Raw genomic sequence first — 25609 nt, 5'->3', positions numbered from 1 at the left:
TGTCTGCCGACAGGCAGGCAGTCGAGAACTGTTTTTCACAAACATATATAAGAGCATCCTTTTAGGATGCTTTTTTTATCTTTAAACAAATTCATCAAAATGAAAAACGCACTTGTTTATTTGCTCATGGCCCTGGTCATGGGTTGTAGTTCCACCAAAAAAATCCCGACCTATTCATCTGCAGATTCAGGGAAACCCGATGGGCCAGAAGCGCTTAAGGGAACTGTTGTTAAAGAAACAGAAGTCAAAACTAATTCAGCTGCCGAATTCTCCAGTTCGGAACGCATTGGAGATCTCATGAACTATTTGGCTTCGGATGATTTGAAGGGCCGTGATTCCGGAAGTGAGGGGATTGCAATGGCCGCCACCTATATTGAAAACTACTTTAAATCGTATCAGGTCAAGCCTTATTTCGAATCCTACAGGGATACCCTGACCAATTTTAAAAAGACATCTTATAATGTGGTGGGTGTAGTGGAAGGAAACGATCCTGAGCTAAAGAAAGAGTATATCTTGGTTGGGGCCCACTACGATCACATAGGAACCATTGCCCCTGAAAATGGAGATTACATTGCCAACGGAGCCAATGACAATGCTTCTGGAACATCCACTGTAATGGAATTGGCCAGGTATTTTGGAAGTAATAAAACAAACAAAAGAAGCTTGATATTTGCGCTCTTCAGCGCGGAGGAAAAAGGGCTGTTGGGCTCTGAACATTTGGCCAAAAAAATGAAAGCACAGGACTTGAATCTATATGCCATGCTCAATTTCGAAATGACCGGGGTTCCCTTGAATGGTACCAGTTATGATGTATACATTACGGGTTACGAAATGTCTAACCTAGCTGAGGTGTGCAATGCATATGCTAAGAAAAAGTTGGTAGGTTATCTTCCTACGGCCAAAAAATATGGTCTATTCCAACGTTCGGACAATTACCCTTTCCACAAGGAGTTTGGAGTCCCTTCCCATACTTTTTGCACCTTCGATTTTACAAACTTCAACCACTACCACAAAGTAGGGGATGAAGTGGAATTGATGGATTTTGGACATATGGCGAGCCTGGTAAACCAAATGCTGCCAGTTGTTGAAGGTATTGCAAATGCACCTACCCAAGAAATCAAGATAAACTAATTAAACACATCCTCGAGAGCGCTCAAGAGGTCAAATATGGCAAACATTATAATCACAGGAACCAGCCGTGGTATAGGCTACGAACTGGTAAGGCTTTTAGGGGAGGAAGGACATCAAGTGCTGGCATTGTCTCGCAATGCTGGGCCGTGTTCCGATTTAAATTTGCCTAATGTACATAGTTTGTCCTGTGACCTTTCCCAAGCTGAGGATTATAAAAAAGTAGCTCAACATATTGAAAAATGGGAGACAGTGGATGTCCTGATCAATAATGCGGGAAGCTTATTGAACAAACCCTTTTTGGAAATTACGTCCGAAGAATTCGAAGCGGTTTACAAAGTAAATGTGTTTGGCGTGGCCGAAATGACCCGCTTGGTGGTGCCAAAAATGGGAAAAAATGGACACGTGGTCACCATTAGTTCCATGGGCGGGGTGCAAGGGAGTATGAAGTTTCCGGGCTTGTCCGCCTATAGCTCAAGTAAAGGTGCGGTAATTACCTTGACAGAGCTTTGGGCCGAAGAATTTAAGGAAACAGGCCCCAGTTTTAATGTTTTGGCCTTGGGCGCTGTTCAAACCGAAATGTTGGCCGAAGCTTTTCCAGGTTATGAGGCTCCGGTAACAGCCTTGGAAATGGCCGAATATATCAAGGATTTTGCCCTAAAGGGACATCAATTATACAATGGAAAATTGTTACAGGTGAGCAACAGTACTCCATAGTACAACCCTAAAGGATTTGGTACGAAAATTGTGGCATTTTTAAAGGTTCCCACTAACATCTAAAAACGCAAAAATATGGTAACGCCAATTCGATTTCTCCTTCTTGCATTGGGAATGGTCTGTTTTTCCCATATAAGTTACGGTTCTTTCATTAGCAATGTCCACAATCCAGATGCCTGGACTCAAAATATTGACCGAGAAAAGGTTTATCTCCACATGGACAGATCGGATTTCTATGCTGGGGAACGTATGTGGTTTAAAGCTTACGTTGTACAGGCAGGTACCAACAAACCTGTCGCGACCAATGAAATTGTCTACGTTGACCTTATCAACACCAAAAATGAGGTCTTGATCACCAAAATGCTCCAAACCGAGCAAGGAAGTGCGTCTGGGGATATCCTGATTCCCTTGGAAACAACAAATGGAATGTATACCGTTAGGGCCTATACCAATTTCATGCGTAACCTTGGGAACGCCACATTTTTTAGAAAAAACATACGAATAGGAGGAGGGGCAAAACTAGCAGCCGAAAAAGTATTTACAGGGGAGAAACCCATAACAGACCTAAAGGATGCTGTTTTGCACTTGGAGAAACCGGATCTTCAATTTTTTCCTGAAGGAGGGAACCTGGTCAATGGCTTTATTAATCGCATGGGATTCAAATTGGTTGCCCCGGATGGATTGGGTGCCAATATCAATGGAAGGGTTGTGGATGGTTTGGGTAAATTGATTACCGAGTTTGCCGGTTCCCATTTGGGTATGGGAATGCTTTCCTTTATACCCCAGAATGACGAAAAGTACCTGGCAGAGATCCAATACAATGGCAACACATTCATTTATCCATTGCCCAATGGCCTGGTATCAGGAACCATGATGCATGTTTTTGATCGCGGGGAGCATTACCAAGTAGAAATCAAATCTTCCAGGGTCAATGGAGTTGATGGACTTCAATTAACGGCTTTTCAAGGAGGGGAAGTAATTTCCAAATCCAAAATAGAAGGAAGAGATCAATATGCGGCGGTGGCTCTGCCTAAAGTATTGATTAAGGATGGGATTGTCCAGTTTACCCTTTATGATAGCGCGGGGCAGCCCATATGTGAACGTCTGTTTTTTCACCATTCAGATGGAGAGCAGGTCGTAATGGAAAGCTCCAAAAAACAATACGGAAAAAGGGAACTTGTGGATTTGGAAATAAAGTTGGATGAGGATGCTGCGGATTTTGCGGCGAATATGTCCCTTTCTGTTTCAGAGGCTGCTTTATCAGCGCCCAAAATGGGCGATATCGATATAAAAACATACCTCCTTTTGACTTCAGAACTTAAGGGGGAAATCGAAAATCCAAGCTATTATTTTAATTCCGGCGATCCTGCCCGAAGGAAAAACTTGGATTTTTTGATGATGACCCAGGGTTGGCGAAGTTTTATTGATCATGAGACGGAAGAATTGCGTTTTCCCCGTGAAACTGGGATTACCTTGAAAGGCAGGGTAGTTCAGTCCAATTCACGTGATAATGCTGTTCCCGCACTGGTTTCATTGGCTTACAAAAACCGAACGGAAGCGGGTTACGATGTTGTTGAAACAAATGAAAATGGGGAATTCGAGTTTTCAGACTTACATTTTAAGGATAGTACATCCATTTTTGTATATGCAAACGCCCTGTCCAATAAAAACAAAAAAAGTAAAAGGAATAGAGGTTCAGACCCCAGTTTCTTTATAGAACTGGATTCGTTTAGCACACCGGAAGCCAAGATAATGGAGTCTCTGCCTCTAAAGTCCAATGAAGTTGACTATGTTAGTGCTTATCCCGTGGTGTTACCTGAAAACAAACCTTTTAAAGTGGATGGGGCAGATTTGATACGACTTAAAGAGGCCATTGTGACTGAGAATAAATTGGACAAGGAGGCCAACATGAAGCGGAAACGGAAATCTGCACTATATATCAGGCCGTCATACTCGCTGGATTATGAACAGTTTAGAAATAACCCCATTGGAAATGCACTTACTGCATTGCAAGGCAGAATTCCTGGAGTAACTGTTATTGGGGAGCAAGTGTCCATTAGAAATCGATATGACATTCCGCCTTTTTTCTTGCTGGATGGCTTTCCCGTTGCAGAACAGACCATTTTTGACATTCCCGTTACCGATATAGATTTTGTGGATTACATCAGGCCAGGAGCTACCGCAATGTATGGTATGAATGGCGGAAACGGGATTATAGCAGTGTATACTTTGGATGGCAGGGAGCGCTTTTATAAAAAGCAAACCCCAACAGAAAATGGGGTGGGAACACTTTCTTATGTACATCCCGGTTTTGTAAAATCCAAGAAATTTTACCAACCAGTCTTTAATAAAATAGGTTTAAAACGAGGGAAGGCAGATTTTAGAAGAACCCTGCATTGGGAACCGAATGTTGAACTGTCTCCGGACGGAAAAGTTAAGGTATCGTTTTACACCTCAGACCTTCCCGCTACCTATCAAGCCACCTTACAAGGAGTTACTGATGAAGGAACACCAATTCATTCCAAAGTGATATTTGAAAGTGAGTGATTTTCAGTTCTATTGATTTAATTCAAGGAGTTTTTGGTTTCTTCCTGTTTTACAAAATCCAAGAATCTGCTCATAAACCTGTCCAATTCCCGTTTCTTTTTGCCACGGGTAGTGGCCAAGGAAGCCAGGCCCATAATAGCTATCAATAACGGAATGATCCAGTTGCGTTTGACCAACAAAATGATACAAGCGGAAATCCCAAGAGCTAACATTATTTTTTGCGAAATATTATGGGAGAATTTGGGTTCGGCCTTTACCACAAACTTATCCTCTTTATTCAACCTGCCTACAATTCGGTAGTTTGTAGTGTGTTTCCCCTCCAACTCAAATTTTATGGATTCCACAGATCCCTGATAAAAGCCGTTAGCGACAAGTTTATAAAGAATTTCTAGGTTTTCGGGGTTTTTGGTAATGGTTTGTTGCATGAGTTGGATTAAAGTTTTTTACTATAACTCCTCCAATTCATCAATTGATAACCCAGTGGAATCTGAAATAGTCTGAAGGTCAACACCATTTGATTTTAATTGCCTTGCTATTTCAACTGTTAGTTTGTGTTTGGCAATCTCATCGGCCTCTTTCTCGTAACGTTCTTTCAGTTTATACGGTGGTACATATTTAATGCTTTGTTCCAGTTCGTCCATAAGGCCGGTATCCATAAAACTGATAAAGCTTTTATCCGAAATGATCAGATGATCCAGCACGGGGGTGCTCACGATCTTGCCTACTTGGATCAGGCGGTCGGTGCTGTCCTTGTCCGCCGCGGATGCCCTTAACTCACCCGAAGGGTGATTGTGGCAGAGGATGATCTGCACAGCCCTTTTTTGCAGGGCAAGGCTAAAGACCTCCATGGGGTCGGCAATGGATCGGTTGACCGAGCCCAAGCAGATGAGTTCAATAAACAGGATTCGGCAGTTGTTCTCCAGACCGATCACCCAAAAATGTTCTCGGTTTTGGTCTATTTTGTCTTCGCGCAGCAAAATCCGTTGCATAATTCCGTAGAGGTCATCGGAATTTAGGATTTTGATCCGTTCGGCATCGGTAAGTTTAATGTCCATAGATTAAAGATAAGATGAGTTGGTTATAAATCACATAATTTTGGCAAAGTTGTCACCTCGAGCGCAGTCGAGAGGTCAATTGAAACCTTCTCCTAAACTAGGTCTCGACTGCGCTCGACCTGACGTTCAGTGGGCAATAATGACATAATTTAGGGTTTCGGTTCTGGCGTAAGCTCTGGCTGTAAACTATTAAAATACCCAACATCCTGAGAGTCCAAAAACTCATAGAATGGCAATAGATTAGTCCTGAACCGTTCAAGATTTTTGTTGTTTTTTGTAGTCCAAGCCGATTCCGCCAAGGCCACCATTCTAGGGAAAGTCATAAAGTCCACCCAAATATCTGAATCAAACTTTTCAGTCCAGAGATTTCCCTGGATTCCTTTGATGAGTTTAGTCTCCTTATCCGAAAAATCATGGGTGCTTTCTGGATACGCATAAACATCTTCCAACGTACCAAACCCATCCCAACGTCTGCCATTTTCATGGGAATCGTGCTGTACAAAATCAAAATAGAGCGGAATTCTGGGACAGAGCACTGTTGGGTAACCCTTGTCCAAGGATTTTTGCAATTGATCCTCCTTATCATGCCGCCACCAATACACCACGGAACTTTGGTTGGAGACGTCGGATTCGACAATTTCATCCCATCCTGCCAATTTTTTATCCATTTGGGTCAGTTCGTTCGCCATTCTTCGGATAAAATAATGTTCCACATCCACCAAGCTGGATAAGTTTTCTCGGTTCATCAGTGCTTGAATGGAATCATTGCTTTTCCATTTCTCATTTCCAAAATGCACTTCATCCCCTCCCAAATGAATGTATTGGGATGGGAACAGGCCAACTACTTCTTCAAGAATGGTGGTCAAATACTGGTAGGTAGCATCCTTTCCGGGATCAAAGGTGAACTCGGGATGTTTTTCGTTACCTCCTCCCGAAAATTCTGGATATGCCCTGTTGGCAGCTGTGGCATGTCCTGGCATATCAATTTCTGGGATAATCTCCACCTGTCTTTCGGCAGCAAAGGCAACAATTTCCTTAATATCTTCTTGGGTATAAAAACGGGCTGGAGCCTCAGGATTGGTGTGGTTGCCAATTCCTCCTATGGTGGTGAGTTTGGGGTACGCCTTGATTTCCACCCGCCATCCTGGGGAATCGGTAAGGTGCCAGTGAAAAGTGTTCAATTTAAGCGCGGCCATGAGGTCTATAAGCTGTTTTACCTTTTTCTTGCCAAAGAAATGTCTGGATTCGTCCAACATAAACCCTCGGTGGGCATATCTGGGCGCATCCTCCACTACCCCGCAGGGTACAGACTTATTGCCAGAGAGTTTCAATTGTTGCCAAAGCGTCATCATCCCGTAAAAAATACCTTTGGGATGCGAAGCGGTGAGTTTGATGTCACTTTTGTTGATATGCAACTTATATGCCTCGGGGCTTTTTTCACCTCCCTTAGCCAACTCCAGATGTATTTTTTTTCCAGATTCAGCATCTATGCTTGCCCCAACTTCTACCATTTTTTTCTGAAAAAAAGAAACAACTCCTTCCAGGGTTGGCTCAGATGTTTCAAAATTGATTCCTTGTTTAAAATCGAAACCACCAGGTTCAGCAGCAACGGTATTGGGATAAGGTGTGACGACCCAGATTTGGGTTTCTTCAGGTTGACAATTGCAAAAGACGATTAACAGTAGAATTGGGAGAATTTGTTTCATGCTTGGTTGGGTTTGATTTGTTGGCGGTCCAAAGGTTGCATCCCAAAACGGGAAATGGTTTATAGGAACAAGATACTTATTTAGGACTCACTTTTTGAACCAAAATTGACCAACACCCTGTTTCAATGGATAAAACCTCTAATTTTGTCTCCGTGGATACCACTTTGCAAAAATACCTTCCAGAAAGGGCCGTAGATTCTTGTCTAGATTTGATTCGTCAGCATGAGGTGCATTTAAAGATTGTGGGACACAGAAATACCCGACATGGGGATTATAGGAGAATGCCTGATGGTACCCACAAAATCACGGTCAATGCCTCTTTGAACAAATACCGCTTTTTGATCACATTGATTCATGAGATTGCCCATTTGGTGGCCATTGAAAAATTTGGACGACGAATAAAACCACATGGACAGGAGTGGAAACGCACCTTTCAGCATTTAATGATTCCGTTTATACGACCGGAGATATTTCCATCTCAATTGCTGCCCGTAATAGCCAACCACTTTAAAAACCCTAAGGCCAGTAGTAGTTCAGATACACGTTTGTCCATTGCGTTGAAGGCCTTTGATCCCGAAGAAAGGAAACAAAGTTATGTGTTCGAACTTCCCAAAGGGAGCACTTTTAGACTGCACAATGGCAGAGTCTATAAAAAAGGCAACAAAAGGGTAAAGCGGTATGAGTGTACGGAATTGGCTACAGGAAGGTTATATTTGTTCCAACCAAATGCGGAGGTAGAACCGGTGCATATAACATCGGATGTGGAGCCACCGTTTTAAAACGACAAATTTCAACCTAGAATGAACAACAACTATTACGCGGTTTTAATGGCTGGGGGAGTAGGTTCCCGCTTTTGGCCAGTGAGTACATTGGAAAACCCCAAACAATTCCATGATATGCTAGGGGCGGGGAAAACCCTTATTCAAAAAACTTTTGACCGACTCAATCGATTCATTCCAACAGAGAACATCCTCATTTTGACTAATGAGCGCTATAACGATTTGGTTTTGGAGCAATTACCTCAGGTAACCCAAGAGCAGGTGGTCTTGGAACCCGCCATGCGAAATACGGCACCCTGTATTTTGTATGCATCCCTTAAAATTCAAAAAATGAACCCCAATGCGGTGATGATCGTGGCTCCCAGTGACCACTGGATTGAGGATGAACAGGCTTTTGAGGATAATGTAAAGGCCTGCTTTGATAAATGCGAAAAGGAGGAGGTGCTTTGCACTTTGGGTATTCAACCAAGTTTTCCCAACACCGGGTTTGGTTACATCGAATTTGAAAAAGGAAGTGACGCTAACCTTAAAAAAGTGTCCCAATTTAGGGAGAAGCCGGATTATGAAACGGCCAAGGAATTTTTGGCCCAAGGCAACTTCCTGTGGAACGCAGGTATTTTTATGTGGAGTGTAAAGACAATTGTCAACGCGTTTAAGGCATATCAGCCCGAGCAGTATGATCTTTTCCAAACCGGGATTTCTTGCTATAACACTTCAGAAGAGACAGCCTTTATTGCGGAAAACTACCCGAAGGCCAAAGACATATCCATAGATTATGCTATCTTGGAGAATTCCCAAGCTATTTTTACCCTACCTGCTACCTTTGATTGGAACGACCTAGGAACCTGGGGCGCTCTATATGATAAGTTGGACAAGGACGAAGCCAAAAATGCCGTGGTCAACAGTAAAACGCTTTTGCAAGATGCCAAAGGCAATATGATTCGATCCCCAAAAGGCAAAATTGTTGTTGTAGACGGATTGGAAGACTATATTATTGTGGACAAGGAAAAGGTTTTACTGATTTTTCCCAAATCCAAGCAGCAAGACATTAAGTTGGTCTTGAACAAGGTTAAAGATAAATTCGGAGACGAGTACGCGTAAGAATGAGTGAACATTTATTTGCAAACGGTGATTCCCCAAACCCAGATAGTGGGGACAACGTCAAGAGGGATTTTAAAGGCTTGTTGGGAAGTATTGGCAAGTTCCTCTCGGAACTTTTGGAAATACGAACCAATACGGATGCCGTTGCTACCAAAGAGTCCATTATTGCGGATATTCCCTTTAAGGGTCATACCTCCTGGATTCTGATTTGTTCCATTTTTATTGCCTCGGTGGGTCTTAACGCCAACTCTACCGCAGTTGTAATTGGGGCGATGTTAATATCGCCGCTAATGGGCCCTATTTTAGGGATGGGGCTTTCGCTGGCCATCAATGATATTGATACCTTGCGAAGATCACTTAAGAACTTTACCGTAATGGTAGTGTTGAGTGTGGTCACTGCTTTTTTGTTCTTCTATTTGTTCCCGCTTCGCGATGAATCTTCTGAACTTTTAGCACGAACCAAACCGGATATTCGGGATGTGCTGATTGCCTTTTTTGGAGGTTTGGCCTTGGTCATTGCTAGAGCAAAAAAAGGCACCATTGCCAGTGTTATTTTTGGTGTTGCCATTGCCACGGCCCTGATGCCACCGCTCTGTACGGTAGGTTTTGGTTTGGCCATTGGTAAACCATGGTATGCGGCTGGAGCCATGTACTTGTTCATCATCAATACCATTTTTATTGGTTTGGCCACTTTTTTGGTCATCAAGTTTTTACGCTTTCCTATGGTGCGGTATGCCAATTCGCAACGAAGAAGGTTAATTGCTAGAGCAGCTTCGTTGACTGGGATTGCGGTAATGATTCCTGCCGGATTTACATTTTATCAGGTGTTTCAGGCGTCATTATTCAAAAAACAGGCGCAAGAATTTTTGAAGGAGACCATAGAGGTATATCAGTTTAATTCTGCCGGTAGATATGTAGACAATCTGACCAAATTGGAATATAAGGAAGGAGAGAATCCATCTTTAATTGAACTGGTCTGTATGGGAGATGAGCTGATCCCTGAAAATGTGATCAACACTTGGCGAGTCCAAAAGAATGAATATTCCAGATTGAAAGATGCCGAATTTCGGATTTTGCAAGGAGGGAAGGATGATTCTGAGGAAAAATTCAACTACGTAAGTGAACTCTACGAAAAGAATAAGGCTGAACTCTTAAACAAAGACGAACAGATTCGATTGTTGGAAGAAGAGGTGGCCACGCTTACCAAGAACGCTGGTAAACAGATTCCTTTTGAAGGAATTAGCGCTGAGGCCAAGGCCAACTATGCGAACATTGAAGGACTTGGATTTTCGTACCAACTGCAAACGGACTTTAAAAAGTTGGATACCGTTCCTGTTTTTGAAGTGAAATGGAAAGAAGGAACCCGAATCAATCAAAAAGAAGGGGATTCCAAAAAATTGGCGGACTGGCTAAAACTTCGCATTCAGGATTCTACCTTGGTGGTGAAGGAGGTGGATTAGTTATTTTAAGACATCAGACTATAGAATTTAGATTTGAGACATCAGATTTCAGAAATCAGTTCCAACAATCCAGCAATCTATCAGTCCAGCTTAATTCCGCTCCTCAATATACATCTGCCGCACTTTTTTGAATAATTCGGAAGAGTACACAAAGTTTGTTACGGCCTCATTATCTGTTTTAAAGATTTCCTTGTTGGTACCTTCCCATTCCTTATAGCCATTTTTTAGAAAGATGATTTTTTCCCCAATTTCCATTACGGAGTTCATATCATGGGTGTTGATCACCGTTGTAATTTGGTATTCACGCGTAATCTCCTGAATAAGATTGTCTATAAGAATGGCGGTTTTTGGATCTAGTCCAGAATTTGGCTCGTCGCAAAATAAATATTTTGGATTCATCACAATGGCACGCGCAATGGCTACCCTTTTCTGCATTCCACCCGAGATTTCCGAAGGATACTTTTTATGGGCATCTATTAGGTTAACGCGCTCGAGCACAAAATCCACTCGGTCTTGCATTTCTGCTTTGGACTGCTTGGTAAACATATCCAGAGGGAACATCACATTGCCTTCCACAGTCATGGAATCAAAAAGAGCGCTTCCTTGGAATACCATGCCCATTTCTTGTCGCAAATCCCGTCTTTGATCCATGGAAAGCTCGGAATAATAGCTTCCGTTGTAACAGATCTGTCCTTGTTCAGGTTCAAAAAGACCCAGAAGGCACTTTAGAAACACTGTTTTTCCCGAGCCACTTTGCCCAATGACCAAATTGGTCTTTCCCTGTTCAAAAACGGTACTTATGCCCTTAAGAACATGGGTGTCTCCAAACGATTTGTGTATGTTTTCCACTTCTATCATCAGCCGAGCAACAATTGGGTTAGGATGTAATTCAAGATAATGATCACCACACTGGTCCAAACAAAGGAGGTGGTACTTGCCTTTCCTACCTCCAAGGCCCCACCTTTCATATATAGGCCATGAAACGAGGGAATTGTGGCAATAATAAAAGCGAACACAATGGTTTTGATAAAGGAATAGGTTACATGGAATGAATCAAAATCCAATTGTAATCCTTTTACAAATTCTCCACTAGGCGCATATCCCCCAAAAGCACCGGCAATCCAGCCGCCCAAAATACCCACATACATGGCAATGGCAACTGCAAAGGGATAGGCCAACATGGCAATGATCTTTGGGAACACCAGGTAGTTGACAGAATTAATTCCCATGACTTCCAGGGCATCAATTTGTTCCGTGACCTTCATGGTACCGATACTGGAGGTGATATAGGAACCTACCTTTCCTGCCATAATAATGGATGTGAAGGTTGGAGCAAATTCCAAGATTACAGACTGTCGCGTAGCAAACCCAATCAAGCTTTTTGGGATTAATGGACTGTTGAGGTTCAATGCAGTTTGGATGGTGACAACACCCCCTATAAAAAAGGAGATAAATATGATAATACCCAACGACCCAAAAATCAGCTCATCGATTTCCTTCAAAATTAGGGATCTCATGATCGGCCACTTGGTTGGTTTTTTAAATACTTCATATATCATGATGAAGTACTTTCCGATCGCTTCAAGGTATTTCATGTACCAAAAGTTGACTTGCAGGCATAAAAATAAGAATATTGCCGTGTATTTAACCTCGATTTAAATTTTAAACAGGGAATTAATGGATAGTTTTGTCCCCGTTGAACCAAATTGAATTCATGAGAAATTTTACGCTTTTGTTCCTTGGATTGTCTCTATTGACAACCTCCTCAATGCTTGCTCAAAGAAAAAATAGAAACGCAGCTGTGATTCCACCGATGGAGATTGCCCAAAATCCAAAATTGGTAGTGGGAATCGTGGTGGATCAAATGCGATATGACTACCTCACACGTTTTTGGAACCACTATGGCGAAGGAGGTTTTAAACGAATGGTTCGGGATGGGTTCAATTGCAAAAACCATCATTTCAATTATGCACCCACCAGCACAGGGCCAGGGCATGCTTCGGTTTATACAGGAACTACACCTGCAACCCATGGTATTATAGGCAACAATTGGTACGACAAGTATCAGGATAAGGAGGTGTATTGTGCTTCGGACGAGAACAGTTCCACTGTGGGCACCCCTTCCGATGCAGGAAAAATGTCTCCCCACCGATTGTTGACAACCACAATTACTGATCAGCTACGTTTACACACCCAAAAGCGAGGAAAGGTGATTGCTGTGGCTTTGAAGGACAGAGGTGCAGTTTTACCTGGTGGACATATGGCCAATGCGGCTTATTGGTTTGAAGGCGGGGATACAGGTAAATGGATCAGCAGCTCTTATTATATGAGCGACTTGCCCCAGTGGGTTAAAGATTTTAATTCCTCGGGCAAGGTGCAGGAATATAAAAAGGCTTGGACCACCTTGAAAGACATAGCTGTTTATGTGGAGAGTGGAACTGATAACAATGCCTATGAAGGATTGTTTGAGGAGGAGACCACCCCGACTTTTCCGCATAGCACGCCCAATCTTTTAAGCAAAACAAAGGATTTTGAAATCATCAAGTACACTCCTTATGGCAATAGCCTTACCATGGATTTTGCTCTGGAAGCCTTGGAACATGAATCCCTTGGTGTGGATGCCATTACGGATTTTCTAGCGATAAGTTTCTCCAGCACGGATTATGTAGGGCACAAGTTTGGGGTGAATTCCAAAGAGATTCAGGATACCTATTTGAGATTGGATCAAGAGTTGGCCCGGTTGTTCAATACTTTGGATGCCAAGGTGGGTGCTGGACAATATACCGTGTTCTTAACCGCGGACCATGGGGCAATCAATGTGCCTGCGTATTTGCGTGATGAACAGGTACCTGCCAATTATTTGGATATGGATGCCCTCAAATCCAGATTCACTGAATTTCTAAAATACAAATACGGTACCACAGATGTAGTTAAAAACATTTCCAATTATCAGGTGTTCTTGGATCATAAGGTCATCCATAATTTGGATATTGATTTGGACGATGCCCAAGAGGAAATTGCTATGGAGCTTCTGGGTTACGGGCAAGTGAACCAAGTGTATACCGCTTCGCAAATGTGGCAGAACGAATATACCCGAGGAATCCCATATATCCTTCAAAATGGCTATAACCAAAAACGCTCTGGGGATGTGCTTATGGTTCCTAGGCCAGGACATGCTTCGTATCGGGAAACGGGCTCCACCCATGGATCTCCCATGATCTATGACACCCACGTGCCTTTGTTACTTTTTGGAAAAGGCATCAAGAAAGGGAGCACGGTAAGCCGAACGGAAATTCCGGATATTGCGCCAACGATAGCAGCTTTATTGGGGGTAGCGTTTCCTAATGGAACTACTGGTAAGCCTATTGGGGAGGTTTTGGAATAGTTGACTTTATTTGTTGTTCAAAATTGTTAAAGCTATAATGGTTAAAGTAGCGTGTCTTTATTTCTAGATTATATGTTGTTGGCGAACCGTTAATTTTTAAACTTAAAGTCCATACCGAACAGAAAATAGCCTAAAGTGAAATAATTGTTTCCAACCATTCCGTTTATAGGCCTTATTTCATAAGCTATTTTCCTTTTAGGGAAATCTATTCGAAGCCCAATTGATACATTCCCACCAAAATAGAATGAATTGAAAAAAGTGGAATGGCTATATCTAACATCGCCATCTCCTCCTGTTCCCAAAAGGCCTCTTGAGTAACTTGCAAATGGTCCAATTGAAGTTACAATGGATACTGCTTTGTATTTCACAACGTCATAGTGTAGGTTATATCCCAAAGTAGTAATACGATAAAATTGATTTCGAGTGTCCGTAATTCCAAAAGGAACGAATCCGCCTATCATCAGATTCGGGTTTAATCTGAGTTTTTGTTTTTTTCCAAAGCTTTTTTGTAGCCCAATAGAGTAGATGATTCCTAGACCTGTTTCGGTCTCTCCTTCATTAAACCCTAAGGCGATACCTGTTTTTAAGGAATTTCTCTTGAATTCAATATTTTGGCCATAACAAAAGCTGGCGCACGAAGTAAGTAGGATTGTTAAATATAATATTATGTTCTTTGGTTGCATCACAATAAAGACTAATTGAGCTTGCCGGTGTTTATAGGTTATTCTGGTAATTCAAATGCATTTTTAAAATCTTCCTCTGTTACCAGAAATTCGTAGATATTTCCTTTTATTTCAAACCCTCCATTTGGCAATAGAGGATTTCGCTTGTTGGAAAAATTAAAATCTCCCAAGTTGTTATTGATTGATATATAACCTTGCTGGTTGTTAAATTTAACCACCATTGAGTCTATGCCGCAATAATTTTGAAATATTCCTCTGAAGTTTTCATCTGTATAATTGCAAGATGGGCTATTTTCTCCTGTACTCAAATCCTCTTGGAAGACTATATTTTTTTTCTCGAAAGCTTCAATTCTCATGGTACTGCTGGAGATGTTTTTTACACTTACCATAAAGTTTGTCTGATTAGGTTCATCTGTACAAGCTAAAATGAATGCGGTAATCATAACTGTTTTAAACAAATCTAGTCGTCGCATCTATCAGGATTATTATTGTTAAGTACTGCCTTTGGATAATTGAAAAGCTCATCTAAATTACCTTCACTATGGTTATGATAATAATTTTTAAGATTGTTTTGCCAACAATCAATGGTTCTGCAATTATCTAAAGCTCTCTGGATTTGTTGTAAACTATAACCACTAACTATATCAACTGGAGGACTTGGATTTAGGTTGTCATACTCGGTTGATTGGTTGTAATTATCAATCAAATCGGCTACAATTGGGGTATATTCAGTCATTTCAAAAATTCTATCCAATTGTCTTTGATAATTCCATCCAATATTGTCATTATTGCTGTTGAAATATGTAGGGCTTAGACGACCATACCTGTCATTGGTCAAAATGGTTTCCACACCTTCTGCCCAACTTTCTGTCATCATGTCCCTTCTGCAACTATTGGCCACAACGGAAAACATGCCCGGATCCATATTTCTATGCCCTCGATGCGTAAGTTCGTGCACCGTAGTGGCATAGATTCCATCACTGCCCCGATATCTTCCTTTTCGTATTCTGGTAACTTTAATATCTGAAATCGGCATTAGGCGCGAAATTGCCGCTCTATGTTCTGAACTTTCATCTCTGGAGTATTCGGCCTTAATTCTAAGATTGTAATTTGGGCTGTGAAGACCATAACTTGGAACTGCCCTTGTGTAATAATCATGCGCAGCGTTATGCACCAAGGCATAAAACTGGCTCCTACCCCAAGAAAAATGTTGGTTCCAAGGCTTTCTTTTATAGGTTCTGGTTCCCCTGTGCTTGGCACTAATAAATATAGAGCCTGCCATTACTCTAAATCTTCCACCACTATTAAAATGTACCGCATATTTTACCCGTTTGGTACGGGTACTGCTCGTCCTAAAATTACCGGTACTGTTGGTACGTGCCCTGCGTATGACCAAATAACCCCATTTACGTACTTTTACCTCTGCGCCCACAACGCCCACTGTACGCCCAATGGCATCTTCCTGTACGGTGATGCGCCCACTGGGGCTCCATCTGCGCCTTCGGGCCTGCTCCCCTGCTTCGGCGGCAAGCATGGTTTCTACTGAGGCTAGGTCCATGATCAGCTGCTTTTGTTCATAACCCAGTTGAACGGCTTCCTCATAGCTATAAAGTTTTCCAGAGGTGTCCTCGGGCAGGTAAAATTGTAAAGCGGATAGCTCGTCCTTGTCCAAATTATTGGTAAGTTTTAGAGCTTCCAGTTCCAAGTATTCAAAAACTTCGCCGTTTTCATCAACGGACAGAATTTCCTTTGTAGTGCTGTTTCTAGGTTGTTTTACAAGTACTTCACCTTCTTTCAAGGCTTCCTTATCGTCCATTTCAGGGGCAAAATAAAAGTTGTCCAAGCGTTCACCATACACATTTTCAGGGATAGGGTAATCGTAGGGGACAACCGCATAGAGGTAGGAAAACGAGCCTGGATTTTCGTCCCCTTCCAATTCTGGGTCATCGTAAAAATCGCCCTGCTCTTCTACCTCGTAATGTAGCGGAATATTGGATACTTGGAGAATGGTGTCATTGGTGATGAGTTCGTGTTCTAGGCTGTCCTTGGGCAAAAATCGGTAGTAATAATGAGAGGGCAGTACTTCTATACCCTCTCCATCTTTAAAGGTTTTGGCCAATTTGCTGTTTTTGGATCGTCCCTTTAAACTCGTCAATAAATTGTCAAGTGCGGTCTGCATGTTTTTGGCGGTATAGGGCATGTTCAATGCTTTGCCCAGCACAATGGGCTTACTGTCCGGTCCCTCTGTTGGCTCTTCGTTCTGGTCTGTTTCAAGGTGTGCCTCTTTTTGACAAGAATAGGTCATTAGCATACTCAAAACAAAAATGGATAGGCGGTAATAGTTCAAGTTCTTCATTGGGCATAGATTTGGGTTGATTCATTTTTGTATTTAAAAACTTTTTGAATCTGAAGTTTTTTCTTTCAATGTAGAGAGTGAACCAGTAAAATGAGTAGGAGATCTGACGGATACCCTTTTTCAATTGATGGATGGGATATCTGAATAGATTGGCAGGAAGTTTTTATCCCAGCTGGACAACAGGAAAAGACTTAGAATTTGATTATTTCTGGAAACGGTTATCCTCGGGACATTTTTTTTAAGATTCCCCTCCATCTGTATTTTCGGATAAATACCCCTTCTTCTTTGGAAACATACCTTTCTGATTGTTGAAAGAAAGCCCTTAAATAGCCCATGATTACTTGGCCGTATAAGAAGGGATTTTTGGCCTGCCATGCCATCTTAAGAGCAGTCAGTTTGGCGAGGACAATGCCATATCTCATCTTGTAAAGGGCTTCGCCCTTACTTTGCCTTTTTTTGATGGTATATCCATGACCAGTAGGCCGAAGGTGTTTCACTTGCAAACTGGAATCCGTATGGATTTCAAAACCATTATATTGTGCCAAAAGTTCATCGACCGTGTCCCAGCCAACCCCTGGTCTTAAACCTTCCATTTTGGTAAAACAAGCTTTGTGATAAAGTTTGATGGGGCCGCGGATATGGTCCTTGTTGGAAATGTTTTCGTATACCCATGCTCCGTTTTTTTCAACATACAATAGTCCAGAACACATCCCAAGTTTTCCGTTGTTTTGGAAATGATTCAGCATAAGCTCGAAGTAATTGGGAGGAAGGATGATATCCGCATCAAACTTTCCTATGAGGTCATATTCCGAAGCATGTTTTAATCCAAAATTGAAAGTATCTACCACCTTTTTTCCAGGGATATGCTCTTCAGAGGATTTACGTTGCAGTACCTGAATCCAAGTGTTTTTTTGGGCAAACTCGGAGGCAATTTTAAAAGTGTTGTCCGTAGAATTGTCATCAACAACAATCAACTCATCCGGTAGTGTGGATTGGGCCACGAATGAATCCAGACAGGCTGTTAGGTGTTCTGCCTCATTGTGGGCAGGAATGATCACACTCAATTTCATTCCGCAAAATACCAATTCTCAAACTTACAAGTCCAAAAGTGAATCTGTACTTTTTTGCTGGGCGCTGGATGTCGGTTGCGGAGTGCTGGATGCTGGGTGCTGGGTGCTGGGTGCTGGCTGATGGATGCGAGATGGTGGGGGATTATTTTATTAAAATCAATAATCAATAATCAGTAACCAATAATCGGTAATCAGTAATCAGTGAACTGTGATTGGATAATGGGGTTTGGGATTTGTTTATTTTAAGCTTGGTGCTTGGTGCTTGGTGCTTGGTACTTGGTGCTTGGTGCTTGGTGCTTGGTGCTTGGATTATTTTGTGCTGATGCGGATGTCTGGTGTTCGTTCTTATATCTTATACACAACGGCATTGATGTTCATGCCGGCACCTACGCTAGCAAAAATGACTACATCTCCTGGGTTGACCTCATGCTTGTCCAGTTGGCCATTTTTTACCAAATCATAGAGTGTGGGTACCGTGGCCACTGAACTGTTGCCCAATTTATGAATGCTCATGGGCATAATATCTTCTGGAACCTGTTTGCCATAAAGTCTGTAGAACCGCTTGATAATGGCCTCATCCATTTTTTCGTTGGCCTGATGAATAAAAATTTTCCTTACCTCATCAATATGGGTTCCACTGGAGTCCAAACATTCTTTCATGGCCCTGGGCACATGGGTACACGCAAATTCGTAGATTTTCCGACCATGCATTTTAATATATCGGGTTTCGGGGCAGCCCTCATTTTTATAAGTCTTATCAAAGAACAAATAATACGCTTCCTTGTTCGCATGGGTTTCCGAGGCATTGGCAAGGATTTCCCCTGAGGCTGCATTGGCTTCCAAGATTACCGCACCGGCGCCATCGGAATAAATCATACTATCGCGATCGTGCTCATCTATAACCCTTGAAAGGGTTTCGCCACCAATGACCAAACACTTTTTGGCCAGACCACTTTTGATAAATGCAGAAGCTTGGATTACCCCTTCAATCCAGCCGGGGCAGCCAAAAATCATGTCGTAGGCCACACATTTCGGGTTTTTGATTTGCAAAAGGTGCTTTACCCTTGTTGCAAGGCTGGGAAGGGTATCTCCTTGTATTTTGCCAGGGGTTAGGTCTCCAAAGTTGTGCGCAAAAATAATATAGTCGATTTCCTCTCGGTCAATTCCAGCATCTTCAATGGCTTTTTCGGAGGCCAAATACCCTATATCGGAGGTTTTCAATTCTGATGGGGCATATCGGCGTTCCGCAATACCCGTAATCGCTTGGAATTTCTCAATGATTACCTGATTGTCGTGCTCAAAATGAGTGCCATTGGTATCCAAAAAGTGATGTTCAAGAAAGTCTTCATTTTTTGTGATAACGGGTGGGATGTAGCTCCCTGTTCCAGTGATGCCAATATTCATATCGAGGTTTTGCTATTGAAGATAATTTTCAACTGTAATTTTTTGACTGTCCAAGAGAATTTGATACGATGCCCAAAATGGATTTGAACGGAAAATAATTAAGAAAACGCCTTAATTTACGTAGGAAACCAAGGCGTTTTATTCCTGAATATAGGTGTTACGCTAGACTTCAGCGTAAGCCTCAATAGGTGCGCAGGTACAGATCAAATTACGATCTCCAAAGGCTTCATCCGTTCTGCGGATGCTTGGCCAAAATTTGTTATCCGAAACATAGGGCAACGGAAATGCGGCCTTTTGTCTGCTATAAGGATACTCCCAAGAATCACTAGTAACCATTCCTAAGGTATGGGGTGCATTTTTGAGCACATTGTTGGGGTCGTCCGCATGCGCTTCATCAATTTCTTCCCTAATACCCAGCATGGCTTCACAGAATCGATCCAATTCAGCCAGACTTTCGCTTTCTGTAGGTTCTACCATGATGGTTCCAGCAACTGGGAAGGATACCGTCGGAGCATGAAATCCATAATCCATTAAGCGCTTGGCTATATCCGTTACTTCAATTCCGTGGGCTTTGAAAGGCCTGCAGTCGATAATCATTTCGTGTGCAGCGCGACCTCTTTCACCCGTGTAGAGCACATCAAATTTTCCTTTGAGTCGATCCTTGATGTAATTGGCATTTAGAATGGCCATTTTGGTGGCCTCGGTAAGCCCTTCAGCACCCAACATCTTGATGTATCCATAAGAAATTAGACAAGCGAGTGCACTGCCCCATGGCGCCGCTGAAATGGCAGTGATTGCTTGTTCGCCTCCTGTTTCCACAACAGGATTGGAGGGAAGAAACGGTTTTAATTGTTCCGCTACACAAATTGGGCCTACTCCAGGGCCACCACCGCCGTGCGGGATAGCAAATGTCTTGTGTAGATTCAGGTGGCAAACATCAGCTCCAATGGTAGCTGGATTCGTCAATCCCACCTGTGCGTTCATGTTGGCTCCGTCCATGTATACTTGCCCACCGTGATCATGAATTACTTGGGTAATGTGTTTAATGGAAGACTCAAATACACCATGCGTTGAAGGATAAGTGACCATTAGGGCTGCAAGATTTTCTGAATGCTGCTGGGCTTTTTCCTCCAAATCCGAAACATCTATGTTTCCATGTTCATCGGTTTTGGTTACGACCACTTTCATTCCAGCCATAACCGCTGACGCTGGATTGGTTCCATGGGCGGAAGCGGGAATAATACAGATATTTCTGTGTCCCTCCCCACAGGATTCATGGTAGGCTTTGATGGTCATAAGTCCGGCATACTCTCCCTGTGCTCCCGAATTGGGTTGAAGGGAGGTGGCTGCAAAACCGGTAATCACATTCAATTGGGATTCCAACTCTTTAAGCACCTTTTGATAGCCCTGGGCTTGTTCAAGCGGCACAAAGGGGTGAATATTCCCCCAATTGGCCCAGCTCAAAGGCAACATTTCGCTTGCCGCATTCAATTTCATGGTACAGCTCCCCAAGGATATCATGGAGTGGTTCAAGGCCAAGTCCTTTCGCTCCAATTTCTTGATGTAGCGCATCAATTCTGTTTCCGAGTGATACGAATTGAATACTTCGTGCTCCAAAAACGGGGATTTGCGTTGCAGGGTTTCAGGTATAAAATTGTTGTCTGGTCTTATAACGACCTCAGAAAGCACCTGTGTAAAGCCTTCCATGGTATTTTTATCCACTTCCGCAGACTTAGTCTTATTTCCATGGGTTAGGGCTTCAAAACACCTGAAAAGCTGTAGTATGTCTTCTTGGCCTGTAGCTTCGTTTAATGATATTGAAATTGTCTTTTCGTCAATATAGTTGAAATTGATCTTGGCATATTCCGTAATCTGCTTTAAAAGTTCCACATCTGGCACTTCAACCTTTACGGTATCAAAGAAAACCGAATTTAATTGTTCAAACCCAAAATGTACAGCCATTTTGGCAACCAGTTGGGTATTGTTATGCACCTTTTCCGCGATGTATTTTAATCCCTTTGGGCCATGATACACGGCATACATACCTGCCATAACGGCCAATAGCACCTGGGCGGTACAAATGTTGGAGGTGGCCTTATCTCTTTTTATATGCTGTTCGCGGGTCTGAAGGGCCATTCTCAAGGCTGGATTTCCATCCGTGTCCTTGGTAATACCAATGATCCTGCCCGGAATACTACGCTTGTATGCTTCTTTTGTGGCAAAAAAGGCAGCATGGGGACCTCCGTATCCCAAAGGAATACCGAAACGCTGGGTGGTGCCCACAACCACATCTACCCCCCATTCACCGGGAGGCGTTAGCAATACCAGACTTAAAATGTCCGCGGCAACAGCCACTTTGATCTCATTTTCCTTGGCTTTTTCAACAAAACTGGCATAGTCATGAACTTGCCCATGTTTCCCTGGATATTGCAGCAAAGCACCATAGAATTCATTTGAAAAGTCGAATTCCTCATGATTTCCAATGACCAATTTAATACCCAGTGGTTTGGATCGTGTTTGAAGCAGGCTCAAGGTTTGGGGAAGAACTTCCTCGGAGACAAAGAACTTAAGTGCCTCCTCTTTTTTCTGTTGACGGGACCTTACGTCCAACAGCATGGTCATGGCCTCTGCTGCTGCCGTACTTTCATCCAATAAAGAGGCGTTGGCCAGTTCCATCCCAGTAAGATCGCTTACCATGGTCTGGAAGTTGAGAAGAGCTTCCAGTCTACCTTGGGCAATCTCGGCCTGATAAGGCGTATAGGCCGTATACCAACCCGGATTTTCCAGAATATTCCTCTTGATTACTGAAGGGGTCAAACTTTCATGATATCCCAAGCCGATATAACTTTTGAAAACTTTGTTCTGGTCCGCCATTTCCTGGATATGGGCCAAAAATTCATGTTCACTGACACCTTTGGGGAGATTTAGGGGTTCCTTCAACCTGATGTCGTCCGGAATGGTTTCATAAATCAATTGTTCCATGCTATCCACACCTACAGTTTCAAACATGGGCTGAAGATCTTTTTCAGTGATTCCAATGTGCCTTGAGGCAAACACTTCTGTATTCATATCCAGTTTTATAAAGTGCACAAAATTAGTTATAAATTCATTCAAAATAAGGAATTTTGTAAGAGGTCAAATCAAAGTTGTTAACCACAAATTAACCCTTTGGCCAAAAATGCACTTTTTGTTTAATGCGTTTGATAACAAGCATTTTTAATTTTTACCTGAATGCCAGTGTTCATGTGGCTTTGGCGGTGATGGCCTTGACCAGTGTTACCCTATTCCTGTTAGACATTCCGTTGAATTATTTGCTGTTGGGTTTTACTGGATGTAGCACGGTTGTGTGCTACAATTTTATAAAGTATGGGGTGGAGGCAGAGAAGTACCTTATTGTTTCCAATAGATATCATAGATACATCCAAATTTTTAGTTTCCTATGCTTTGGTGTGGCACTCTACTTTTTGGCACAATTGGATCAACGAATCTGGTTGGCCACTGGCGTTTTGGGATTGGTATCCGCACTTTATGCCGTTCCACTGTTGCCCAAATCGGGTAATTTAAGGAGCTTGGGGGGAATGAAAATTTTTGTGGTGGCCCTAGTATGGGCTGGGTTTACCATAATTCTACCGGTTTTGGATGCCCAGTTTCCTTATTCTTGGGATATAGGTGTACAGTTTGTGCAGCGATTTTTGTTGGTCTTAATTTTGATTCTGCCCTTTGAAATCAGGGATTTGAAATGGGACTCAAAGGATTTAAGGACGTTGCCTCAAATTTTGGGTGTTCAAAAAACGAGAAAGCTAGGTGTTGGACTCATCATCATCTTCCTACTGCTCACATTTTTAAGGGACGATATTGATACAGCGGAAGTTGTAAGTAGGATAATCGTGGGACTGGTCTTATTAGGATTGTTTCGTTCCAAATTGGATTTTGGAAAAAGATATTTAGCCTCTTTTTGGATTGAAGGAATTCCGCTGTTTTGGCTTGGAATAATTTGGGTTTTGGGCAAGTTAATCTAGAGGTGTTTCTCCAAATCTTTTTTCATGGCTTCCTTTTCACCTTCGGAAAGTGAGTTAAGATTGGCCTTGTCGCAAAGTGTGGTAAGCATTTGGTTTTGCTTGGTAAATTTTGCGCAGGTCTTGCAGGTAAAAATATGAAAGCGAAGCTTCATAATTTGCCAGAATCCTGCTTCCTTGTATTGTGATTTATTGCATATTGTGGCAGCTTCCTCACACGAAATCTTCATAACTAAAACCAATTTTCATTTAAACAACCCATAAGGGCAGTTCTTGCCCTATGGATCATCACCCACAGGTTGGACGGATTTATTCCGAGTTCATTACAAATATCTTCAGTACTCATTCCTTGAATGGTCTTCATGTTGAAAACCAAGGATTGTTTCTTGGGAAGTTTGGAAATGCATTCTTGAATGGCCATTCCCAATTCCTCATTTTCAATGGTGCCTTGTCCATCCTTGCTGAATGGGTCCGCTACCTGTTCTTCCAACCAATCGCCTTCGGAATCTGAACTAGCGTTGTAGTTGACACGCACTTCAGCCTTACCTTTTTTGGAATTAATTTTCCGATAATGATCAATAACCTTTCGCTTCAGAATAGCTATCAGCCATGTTCTTTCGGCGGCATCACCTTTATAATTTTTAGCGGAATTAAGTCCCGCAAAAAAGGTTTCCTGTACCAAATCCTTGGCGATTTCCGCATCGCTTACACGGGCTACCGCATAATTGAACAAATAATCGGCATATTGGTCTACCCAGGTTTCCGGATGAAGTTCGTACGCTACCATAGTTTTAAGAAGTACCAAATGTAATGGTTTTAGTTAATGAATCCATGTTTTGTCCATTACAAACCACCCTAAAAACTATCACAAAATGTTCATGATCATAAAGTTTAGCTATTCTTTAAGATTTGGATAATAGATCAGTTAAACAGGATTCAATATTTGGATACTGAAATTCAAAACCAGCTATTTGCAGCTTTTTTGGGATGACATTTCTGCTTTTCAAGATTAATTCAGTTTCGGTTTTGATGATTCTCGCACCTATCTCCAGCGGTAACTTTCCCAGAGGTACGCCTAAGGGAATGCCCAGCTTCTGCCGAATGGTCTGCATGAGTAGTTTATTGGTTACGGGAATAGGGGACACTAGATTAACGCTATTGGATAATTCAGGATTGTTCAATAGATATTGGACACTCCGGGCAAAATCCGTTTCGTGAATCCAGCTGACAAACTGATTCCCAATGCCTTGTTTTCCTCCAAATCCCACTTTGGCAAGATTTAAAATTGGAATAAAAGCCCCACCCCTTTTTCCAAAAACAATGGAAGTTCTCATGGCAACTTTTCTGGTGTTTGGAGTCCGGAAGGAGAACAAAGATCGTTCCCAAGCTTGTGCTACGTTTACTGAGAAACCAGAGCCTATTTCACCTTCAAATTCATCCATTTGTTTATCCAAAGAATGTCGGTATATAGTTGCTGTAGAGGAATTCAACCAAACTTTTGGAGGTGATACACACTGATGGATAGCGGTTCCAATAGCCTTTGTGGAAAGTAGTCGTGAACTGAAAATGGCCTCCCTGTTTTTTTGGGTGTATCGACAATCAACGGATCTGCCACTCAAATTGATGACAGCATCGGCGTTCTCAAGTTCAACAGCCCAAGTGCCTAATGAGATGCCATCCCATTCCATGAACCTGATATTATCCTTTTCAACATAGCTTTTTCTGCTCAGCACAATGATTTGTTGGCACTTGTCTTTAAAATACTCTTGAAGGATGGATCCGAGAAAACCAGATCCACCAGCTAGGATTATTTTTTTCATGAATATGAGTTTTGATAATATCGATAGGTAATCCAAATAAAATATGAAGCAATGGCCATTGGTAGTACCATGTACATGACGATGGCCAAGTAATCATCCAAGTTCTCATTAAAAAGGGGAGGTGCTATTGCGGCCAGTCCATATAAAACGACCACTATGTAATAATTGGTCAGGTGATTTATACCTTGAGGTTTGAATCTGGGGTAGGCAAAAAGCAAAGCAAAACTGCTGGCGACCTGCAGCACTCCCAATAGTATTTGGGCCAACAATCCATAGAAAATGGTAAGGTGTAGCAAAAGAGTTGTGATGTAAACAACAAGATTGAATCTATATAATAACTTCATAATTTATATTTTAATAATTTCAGAAAATATTGAAACAA

Annotated in this window: 23 protein-coding genes; 8 read left to right on the top strand and 15 right to left on the bottom strand. The window is 42.2% G+C overall.

From position 1 onward, the window contains the following. Nucleotides 1-99 precede the first annotated feature (99 nt). The 3 genes from ACRHOZ_RS05580 to ACRHOZ_RS05570 all read left to right on the top strand — a co-directional run bounded on the left by ACRHOZ_RS05580 (nucleotide 100) and on the right by ACRHOZ_RS05570 (nucleotide 4392). The gene (locus ACRHOZ_RS05580; protein WP_431123248.1) at nucleotides 100-1131 is read left to right on the top strand and encodes a M28 family metallopeptidase; all 1032 of its coding nucleotides are present in this window, start codon (nucleotides 100-102) and stop codon (nucleotides 1129-1131) included. A 36-nt stretch (nucleotides 1132-1167) separates the two neighbouring features. Next, nucleotides 1168-1845: an SDR family NAD(P)-dependent oxidoreductase gene (locus tag ACRHOZ_RS05575; protein WP_431123246.1), complete on the top strand. Its 678-nt coding sequence runs from the start codon at nucleotides 1168-1170 to the stop codon at nucleotides 1843-1845. A 75-nt stretch (nucleotides 1846-1920) separates the two neighbouring features. Beyond that, a complete protein-coding gene (locus ACRHOZ_RS05570) occupies nucleotides 1921-4392 on the top strand; it encodes a TonB-dependent receptor plug domain-containing protein (RefSeq protein WP_431123244.1) in 2472 nt (823 codons plus the stop codon). Nucleotides 4393-4409: 17 nt separating this feature from the next. Here the strand turns inward: ACRHOZ_RS05570 and ACRHOZ_RS05565 are convergent, their stop codons facing one another. The 3 genes from ACRHOZ_RS05565 to ACRHOZ_RS05555 form a co-directional block, all read right to left on the bottom strand. Next, complete coding sequence (locus ACRHOZ_RS05565; protein ID WP_431123242.1) at nucleotides 4410-4817, bottom strand: hypothetical protein; 408 nt, start codon at nucleotides 4815-4817, stop codon at nucleotides 4410-4412. A gap of 21 nt (nucleotides 4818-4838) precedes the next feature. Continuing rightward, nucleotides 4839-5447, bottom strand: a complete 609-nt coding sequence (locus ACRHOZ_RS05560; RefSeq protein WP_431123240.1) for a JAB domain-containing protein — start codon at nucleotides 5445-5447, stop codon at nucleotides 4839-4841. A gap of 149 nt (nucleotides 5448-5596) precedes the next feature. After that, nucleotides 5597-7153, bottom strand: coding sequence for a beta-N-acetylhexosaminidase (locus ACRHOZ_RS05555; RefSeq protein WP_431123237.1), 1557 nt, complete (start codon nucleotides 7151-7153; stop codon nucleotides 5597-5599). Nucleotides 7154-7278: 125 nt separating this feature from the next. Between ACRHOZ_RS05555 and ACRHOZ_RS05550 the strand changes: the two genes are divergently transcribed. The 3 genes from ACRHOZ_RS05550 to ACRHOZ_RS05540 are packed head-to-tail and all read left to right on the top strand — an operon-like array spanning nucleotide 7279 to nucleotide 10493. Next, complete coding sequence (locus tag ACRHOZ_RS05550; RefSeq protein ID WP_431123235.1) at nucleotides 7279-7932, top strand: SprT-like domain-containing protein; 654 nt, start codon at nucleotides 7279-7281, stop codon at nucleotides 7930-7932. A 21-nt stretch (nucleotides 7933-7953) separates the two neighbouring features. Next, nucleotides 7954-9033, top strand: coding sequence for a mannose-1-phosphate guanylyltransferase (locus tag ACRHOZ_RS05545; RefSeq protein ID WP_431123232.1), 1080 nt, complete (start codon nucleotides 7954-7956; stop codon nucleotides 9031-9033). A 2-nt stretch (nucleotides 9034-9035) separates the two neighbouring features. Beyond that, nucleotides 9036-10493 carry a DUF389 domain-containing protein gene (locus ACRHOZ_RS05540; RefSeq protein ID WP_431123230.1) on the top strand — a complete coding sequence of 486 codons (1458 nt, stop codon included), beginning with the start codon at nucleotides 9036-9038 and terminating at the stop codon, nucleotides 10491-10493. 90 nt (nucleotides 10494-10583) lie between these two features. Here the strand turns inward: ACRHOZ_RS05540 and ACRHOZ_RS05535 are convergent, their stop codons facing one another. Continuing rightward, the gene (locus ACRHOZ_RS05535) at nucleotides 10584-11351 is read right to left on the bottom strand and encodes an ABC transporter ATP-binding protein (RefSeq protein ID WP_431123228.1); all 768 of its coding nucleotides are present in this window, start codon (nucleotides 11349-11351) and stop codon (nucleotides 10584-10586) included. Beyond that, nucleotides 11351-12088, bottom strand: a complete 738-nt coding sequence (locus tag ACRHOZ_RS05530; protein ID WP_420400732.1) for an MlaE family ABC transporter permease — start codon at nucleotides 12086-12088, stop codon at nucleotides 11351-11353. The genes ACRHOZ_RS05535 and ACRHOZ_RS05530 overlap by 1 nt, the downstream gene beginning before the upstream one ends. A 119-nt stretch (nucleotides 12089-12207) precedes the next feature. Between ACRHOZ_RS05530 and pafA the strand changes: the two genes are divergently transcribed. Continuing rightward, nucleotides 12208-13878 carry an alkaline phosphatase PafA gene (gene pafA / locus ACRHOZ_RS05525; RefSeq protein ID WP_431123226.1) on the top strand — a complete coding sequence of 557 codons (1671 nt, stop codon included), beginning with the start codon at nucleotides 12208-12210 and terminating at the stop codon, nucleotides 13876-13878. An 89-nt stretch (nucleotides 13879-13967) separates the two neighbouring features. Here pafA and ACRHOZ_RS05520 read toward each other — a convergent pair whose 3' ends face one another. The 6 genes from ACRHOZ_RS05520 to gcvP all read right to left on the bottom strand — a co-directional run bounded on the left by ACRHOZ_RS05520 (nucleotide 13968) and on the right by gcvP (nucleotide 22460). Continuing rightward, the gene (locus tag ACRHOZ_RS05520; RefSeq protein WP_431123224.1) at nucleotides 13968-14339 is read right to left on the bottom strand and encodes a hypothetical protein; all 372 of its coding nucleotides are present in this window, start codon (nucleotides 14337-14339) and stop codon (nucleotides 13968-13970) included. A 260-nt stretch (nucleotides 14340-14599) separates the two neighbouring features. Next, on the bottom strand, nucleotides 14600-15034 hold the full coding sequence (locus tag ACRHOZ_RS05515) for a hypothetical protein (protein ID WP_431123222.1): 435 nt from the start codon (nucleotides 15032-15034) through the stop codon (nucleotides 14600-14602). Further along, on the bottom strand, nucleotides 15022-16917 hold the full coding sequence (locus ACRHOZ_RS05510) for a hypothetical protein (protein ID WP_431123220.1): 1896 nt from the start codon (nucleotides 16915-16917) through the stop codon (nucleotides 15022-15024). The genes ACRHOZ_RS05515 and ACRHOZ_RS05510 overlap by 13 nt, the downstream gene beginning before the upstream one ends. A 218-nt stretch (nucleotides 16918-17135) precedes the next feature. Beyond that, nucleotides 17136-17987: a glycosyltransferase family 2 protein gene (locus ACRHOZ_RS05505; RefSeq protein WP_431123218.1), complete on the bottom strand. Its 852-nt coding sequence runs from the start codon at nucleotides 17985-17987 to the stop codon at nucleotides 17136-17138. 345 nt (nucleotides 17988-18332) lie between these two features. Then, the gene (locus ACRHOZ_RS05500) at nucleotides 18333-19391 is read right to left on the bottom strand and encodes a 3-oxoacyl-ACP synthase III family protein (RefSeq protein WP_431123216.1); all 1059 of its coding nucleotides are present in this window, start codon (nucleotides 19389-19391) and stop codon (nucleotides 18333-18335) included. A gap of 162 nt (nucleotides 19392-19553) precedes the next feature. Beyond that, nucleotides 19554-22460, bottom strand: coding sequence for an aminomethyl-transferring glycine dehydrogenase (gene gcvP, locus ACRHOZ_RS05495; protein WP_431123214.1), 2907 nt, complete (start codon nucleotides 22458-22460; stop codon nucleotides 19554-19556). Nucleotides 22461-22585: 125 nt separating this feature from the next. Here gcvP and ACRHOZ_RS05490 point away from each other — a divergent pair, with 125 nt between their 5' ends. After that, nucleotides 22586-23410, top strand: a complete 825-nt coding sequence (locus tag ACRHOZ_RS05490; protein WP_431123211.1) for a hypothetical protein — start codon at nucleotides 22586-22588, stop codon at nucleotides 23408-23410. Here ACRHOZ_RS05490 and ACRHOZ_RS05485 read toward each other — a convergent pair. The 4 genes from ACRHOZ_RS05485 to ACRHOZ_RS05470 all read right to left on the bottom strand — a co-directional run bounded on the left by ACRHOZ_RS05485 (nucleotide 23407) and on the right by ACRHOZ_RS05470 (nucleotide 25571). Then, nucleotides 23407-23637 (bottom strand): hypothetical protein, encoded by a 231-nt coding sequence (locus tag ACRHOZ_RS05485; protein WP_431123210.1) that lies wholly within the window; start codon nucleotides 23635-23637, stop codon nucleotides 23407-23409. The two genes, ACRHOZ_RS05490 and ACRHOZ_RS05485, sit on opposite strands and share 4 nt — an antisense overlap. A 2-nt stretch (nucleotides 23638-23639) precedes the next feature. Continuing rightward, nucleotides 23640-24194: a sigma-70 family RNA polymerase sigma factor gene (locus tag ACRHOZ_RS05480; RefSeq protein WP_431123208.1), complete on the bottom strand. Its 555-nt coding sequence runs from the start codon at nucleotides 24192-24194 to the stop codon at nucleotides 23640-23642. 115 nt (nucleotides 24195-24309) lie between these two features. After that, nucleotides 24310-25227, bottom strand: coding sequence for a TIGR01777 family oxidoreductase (locus tag ACRHOZ_RS05475; protein WP_431123205.1), 918 nt, complete (start codon nucleotides 25225-25227; stop codon nucleotides 24310-24312). After that, complete coding sequence (locus tag ACRHOZ_RS05470; RefSeq protein ID WP_431123203.1) at nucleotides 25224-25571, bottom strand: hypothetical protein; 348 nt, start codon at nucleotides 25569-25571, stop codon at nucleotides 25224-25226. The genes ACRHOZ_RS05475 and ACRHOZ_RS05470 overlap by 4 nt, the downstream gene beginning before the upstream one ends. Nucleotides 25572-25609: the final 38 nt, after the last annotated feature.

It is taken from the genome of Flagellimonas flava (genome assembly GCF_050617915.1).
GTDB lineage: Bacteria > Bacteroidota > Bacteroidia > Flavobacteriales > Flavobacteriaceae > Flagellimonas > Flagellimonas flava_A.
This window is presented reverse-complemented; position numbering and strand designations above follow the sequence as displayed.

What these genes read in the sequence shown, in the direction of transcription:
- ACRHOZ_RS05490 (WP_431123211.1), top strand. Translation starts at nt 22,586, where the DNA reads ATGCGTTTGATAACAAGCATTTTTAATTTTTACCTGAATGCCAGTGTT.
- ACRHOZ_RS05560 (WP_431123240.1), bottom strand. Translation starts at nt 5,447, where the DNA reads ATGGACATTAAACTTACCGATGCCGAACGGATCAAAATCCTAAATTCC.
- ACRHOZ_RS05480 (WP_431123208.1), bottom strand. Translation starts at nt 24,194, where the DNA reads ATGGTAGCGTACGAACTTCATCCGGAAACCTGGGTAGACCAATATGCC.
- ACRHOZ_RS05555 (WP_431123237.1), bottom strand. Translation starts at nt 7,153, where the DNA reads ATGAAACAAATTCTCCCAATTCTACTGTTAATCGTCTTTTGCAATTGT.
- pafA (WP_431123226.1), top strand. Translation starts at nt 12,208, where the DNA reads ATGAGAAATTTTACGCTTTTGTTCCTTGGATTGTCTCTATTGACAACC.
- ACRHOZ_RS05475 (WP_431123205.1), bottom strand. Translation starts at nt 25,227, where the DNA reads ATGAAAAAAATAATCCTAGCTGGTGGATCTGGTTTTCTCGGATCCATC.
- ACRHOZ_RS05485 (WP_431123210.1), bottom strand. Translation starts at nt 23,637, where the DNA reads ATGAAGATTTCGTGTGAGGAAGCTGCCACAATATGCAATAAATCACAA.
- ACRHOZ_RS05570 (WP_431123244.1), top strand. Translation starts at nt 1,921, where the DNA reads ATGGTAACGCCAATTCGATTTCTCCTTCTTGCATTGGGAATGGTCTGT.
- ACRHOZ_RS05550 (WP_431123235.1), top strand. Translation starts at nt 7,279, where the DNA reads ATGGATAAAACCTCTAATTTTGTCTCCGTGGATACCACTTTGCAAAAA.
- ACRHOZ_RS05520 (WP_431123224.1), bottom strand. Translation starts at nt 14,339, where the DNA reads ATGATAGGCGGATTCGTTCCTTTTGGAATTACGGACACTCGAAATCAA.
- ACRHOZ_RS05580 (WP_431123248.1), top strand. Translation starts at nt 100, where the DNA reads ATGAAAAACGCACTTGTTTATTTGCTCATGGCCCTGGTCATGGGTTGT.
- ACRHOZ_RS05470 (WP_431123203.1), bottom strand. Translation starts at nt 25,571, where the DNA reads ATGAAGTTATTATATAGATTCAATCTTGTTGTTTACATCACAACTCTT.
- ACRHOZ_RS05575 (WP_431123246.1), top strand. Translation starts at nt 1,168, where the DNA reads ATGGCAAACATTATAATCACAGGAACCAGCCGTGGTATAGGCTACGAA.
- ACRHOZ_RS05515 (WP_431123222.1), bottom strand. Translation starts at nt 15,034, where the DNA reads ATGCGACGACTAGATTTGTTTAAAACAGTTATGATTACCGCATTCATT.
- ACRHOZ_RS05530 (WP_420400732.1), bottom strand. Translation starts at nt 12,088, where the DNA reads ATGAAATACCTTGAAGCGATCGGAAAGTACTTCATCATGATATATGAA.
- ACRHOZ_RS05500 (WP_431123216.1), bottom strand. Translation starts at nt 19,391, where the DNA reads ATGAATATTGGCATCACTGGAACAGGGAGCTACATCCCACCCGTTATC.
- ACRHOZ_RS05540 (WP_431123230.1), top strand. Translation starts at nt 9,036, where the DNA reads ATGAGTGAACATTTATTTGCAAACGGTGATTCCCCAAACCCAGATAGT.
- ACRHOZ_RS05565 (WP_431123242.1), bottom strand. Translation starts at nt 4,817, where the DNA reads ATGCAACAAACCATTACCAAAAACCCCGAAAACCTAGAAATTCTTTAT.
- ACRHOZ_RS05510 (WP_431123220.1), bottom strand. Translation starts at nt 16,917, where the DNA reads ATGAAGAACTTGAACTATTACCGCCTATCCATTTTTGTTTTGAGTATG.
- gcvP (WP_431123214.1), bottom strand. Translation starts at nt 22,460, where the DNA reads ATGAATACAGAAGTGTTTGCCTCAAGGCACATTGGAATCACTGAAAAA.
- ACRHOZ_RS05535 (WP_431123228.1), bottom strand. Translation starts at nt 11,351, where the DNA reads ATGATAGAAGTGGAAAACATACACAAATCGTTTGGAGACACCCATGTT.
- ACRHOZ_RS05545 (WP_431123232.1), top strand. Translation starts at nt 7,954, where the DNA reads ATGAACAACAACTATTACGCGGTTTTAATGGCTGGGGGAGTAGGTTCC.
- ACRHOZ_RS05505 (WP_431123218.1), bottom strand. Translation starts at nt 17,987, where the DNA reads ATGAAATTGAGTGTGATCATTCCTGCCCACAATGAGGCAGAACACCTA.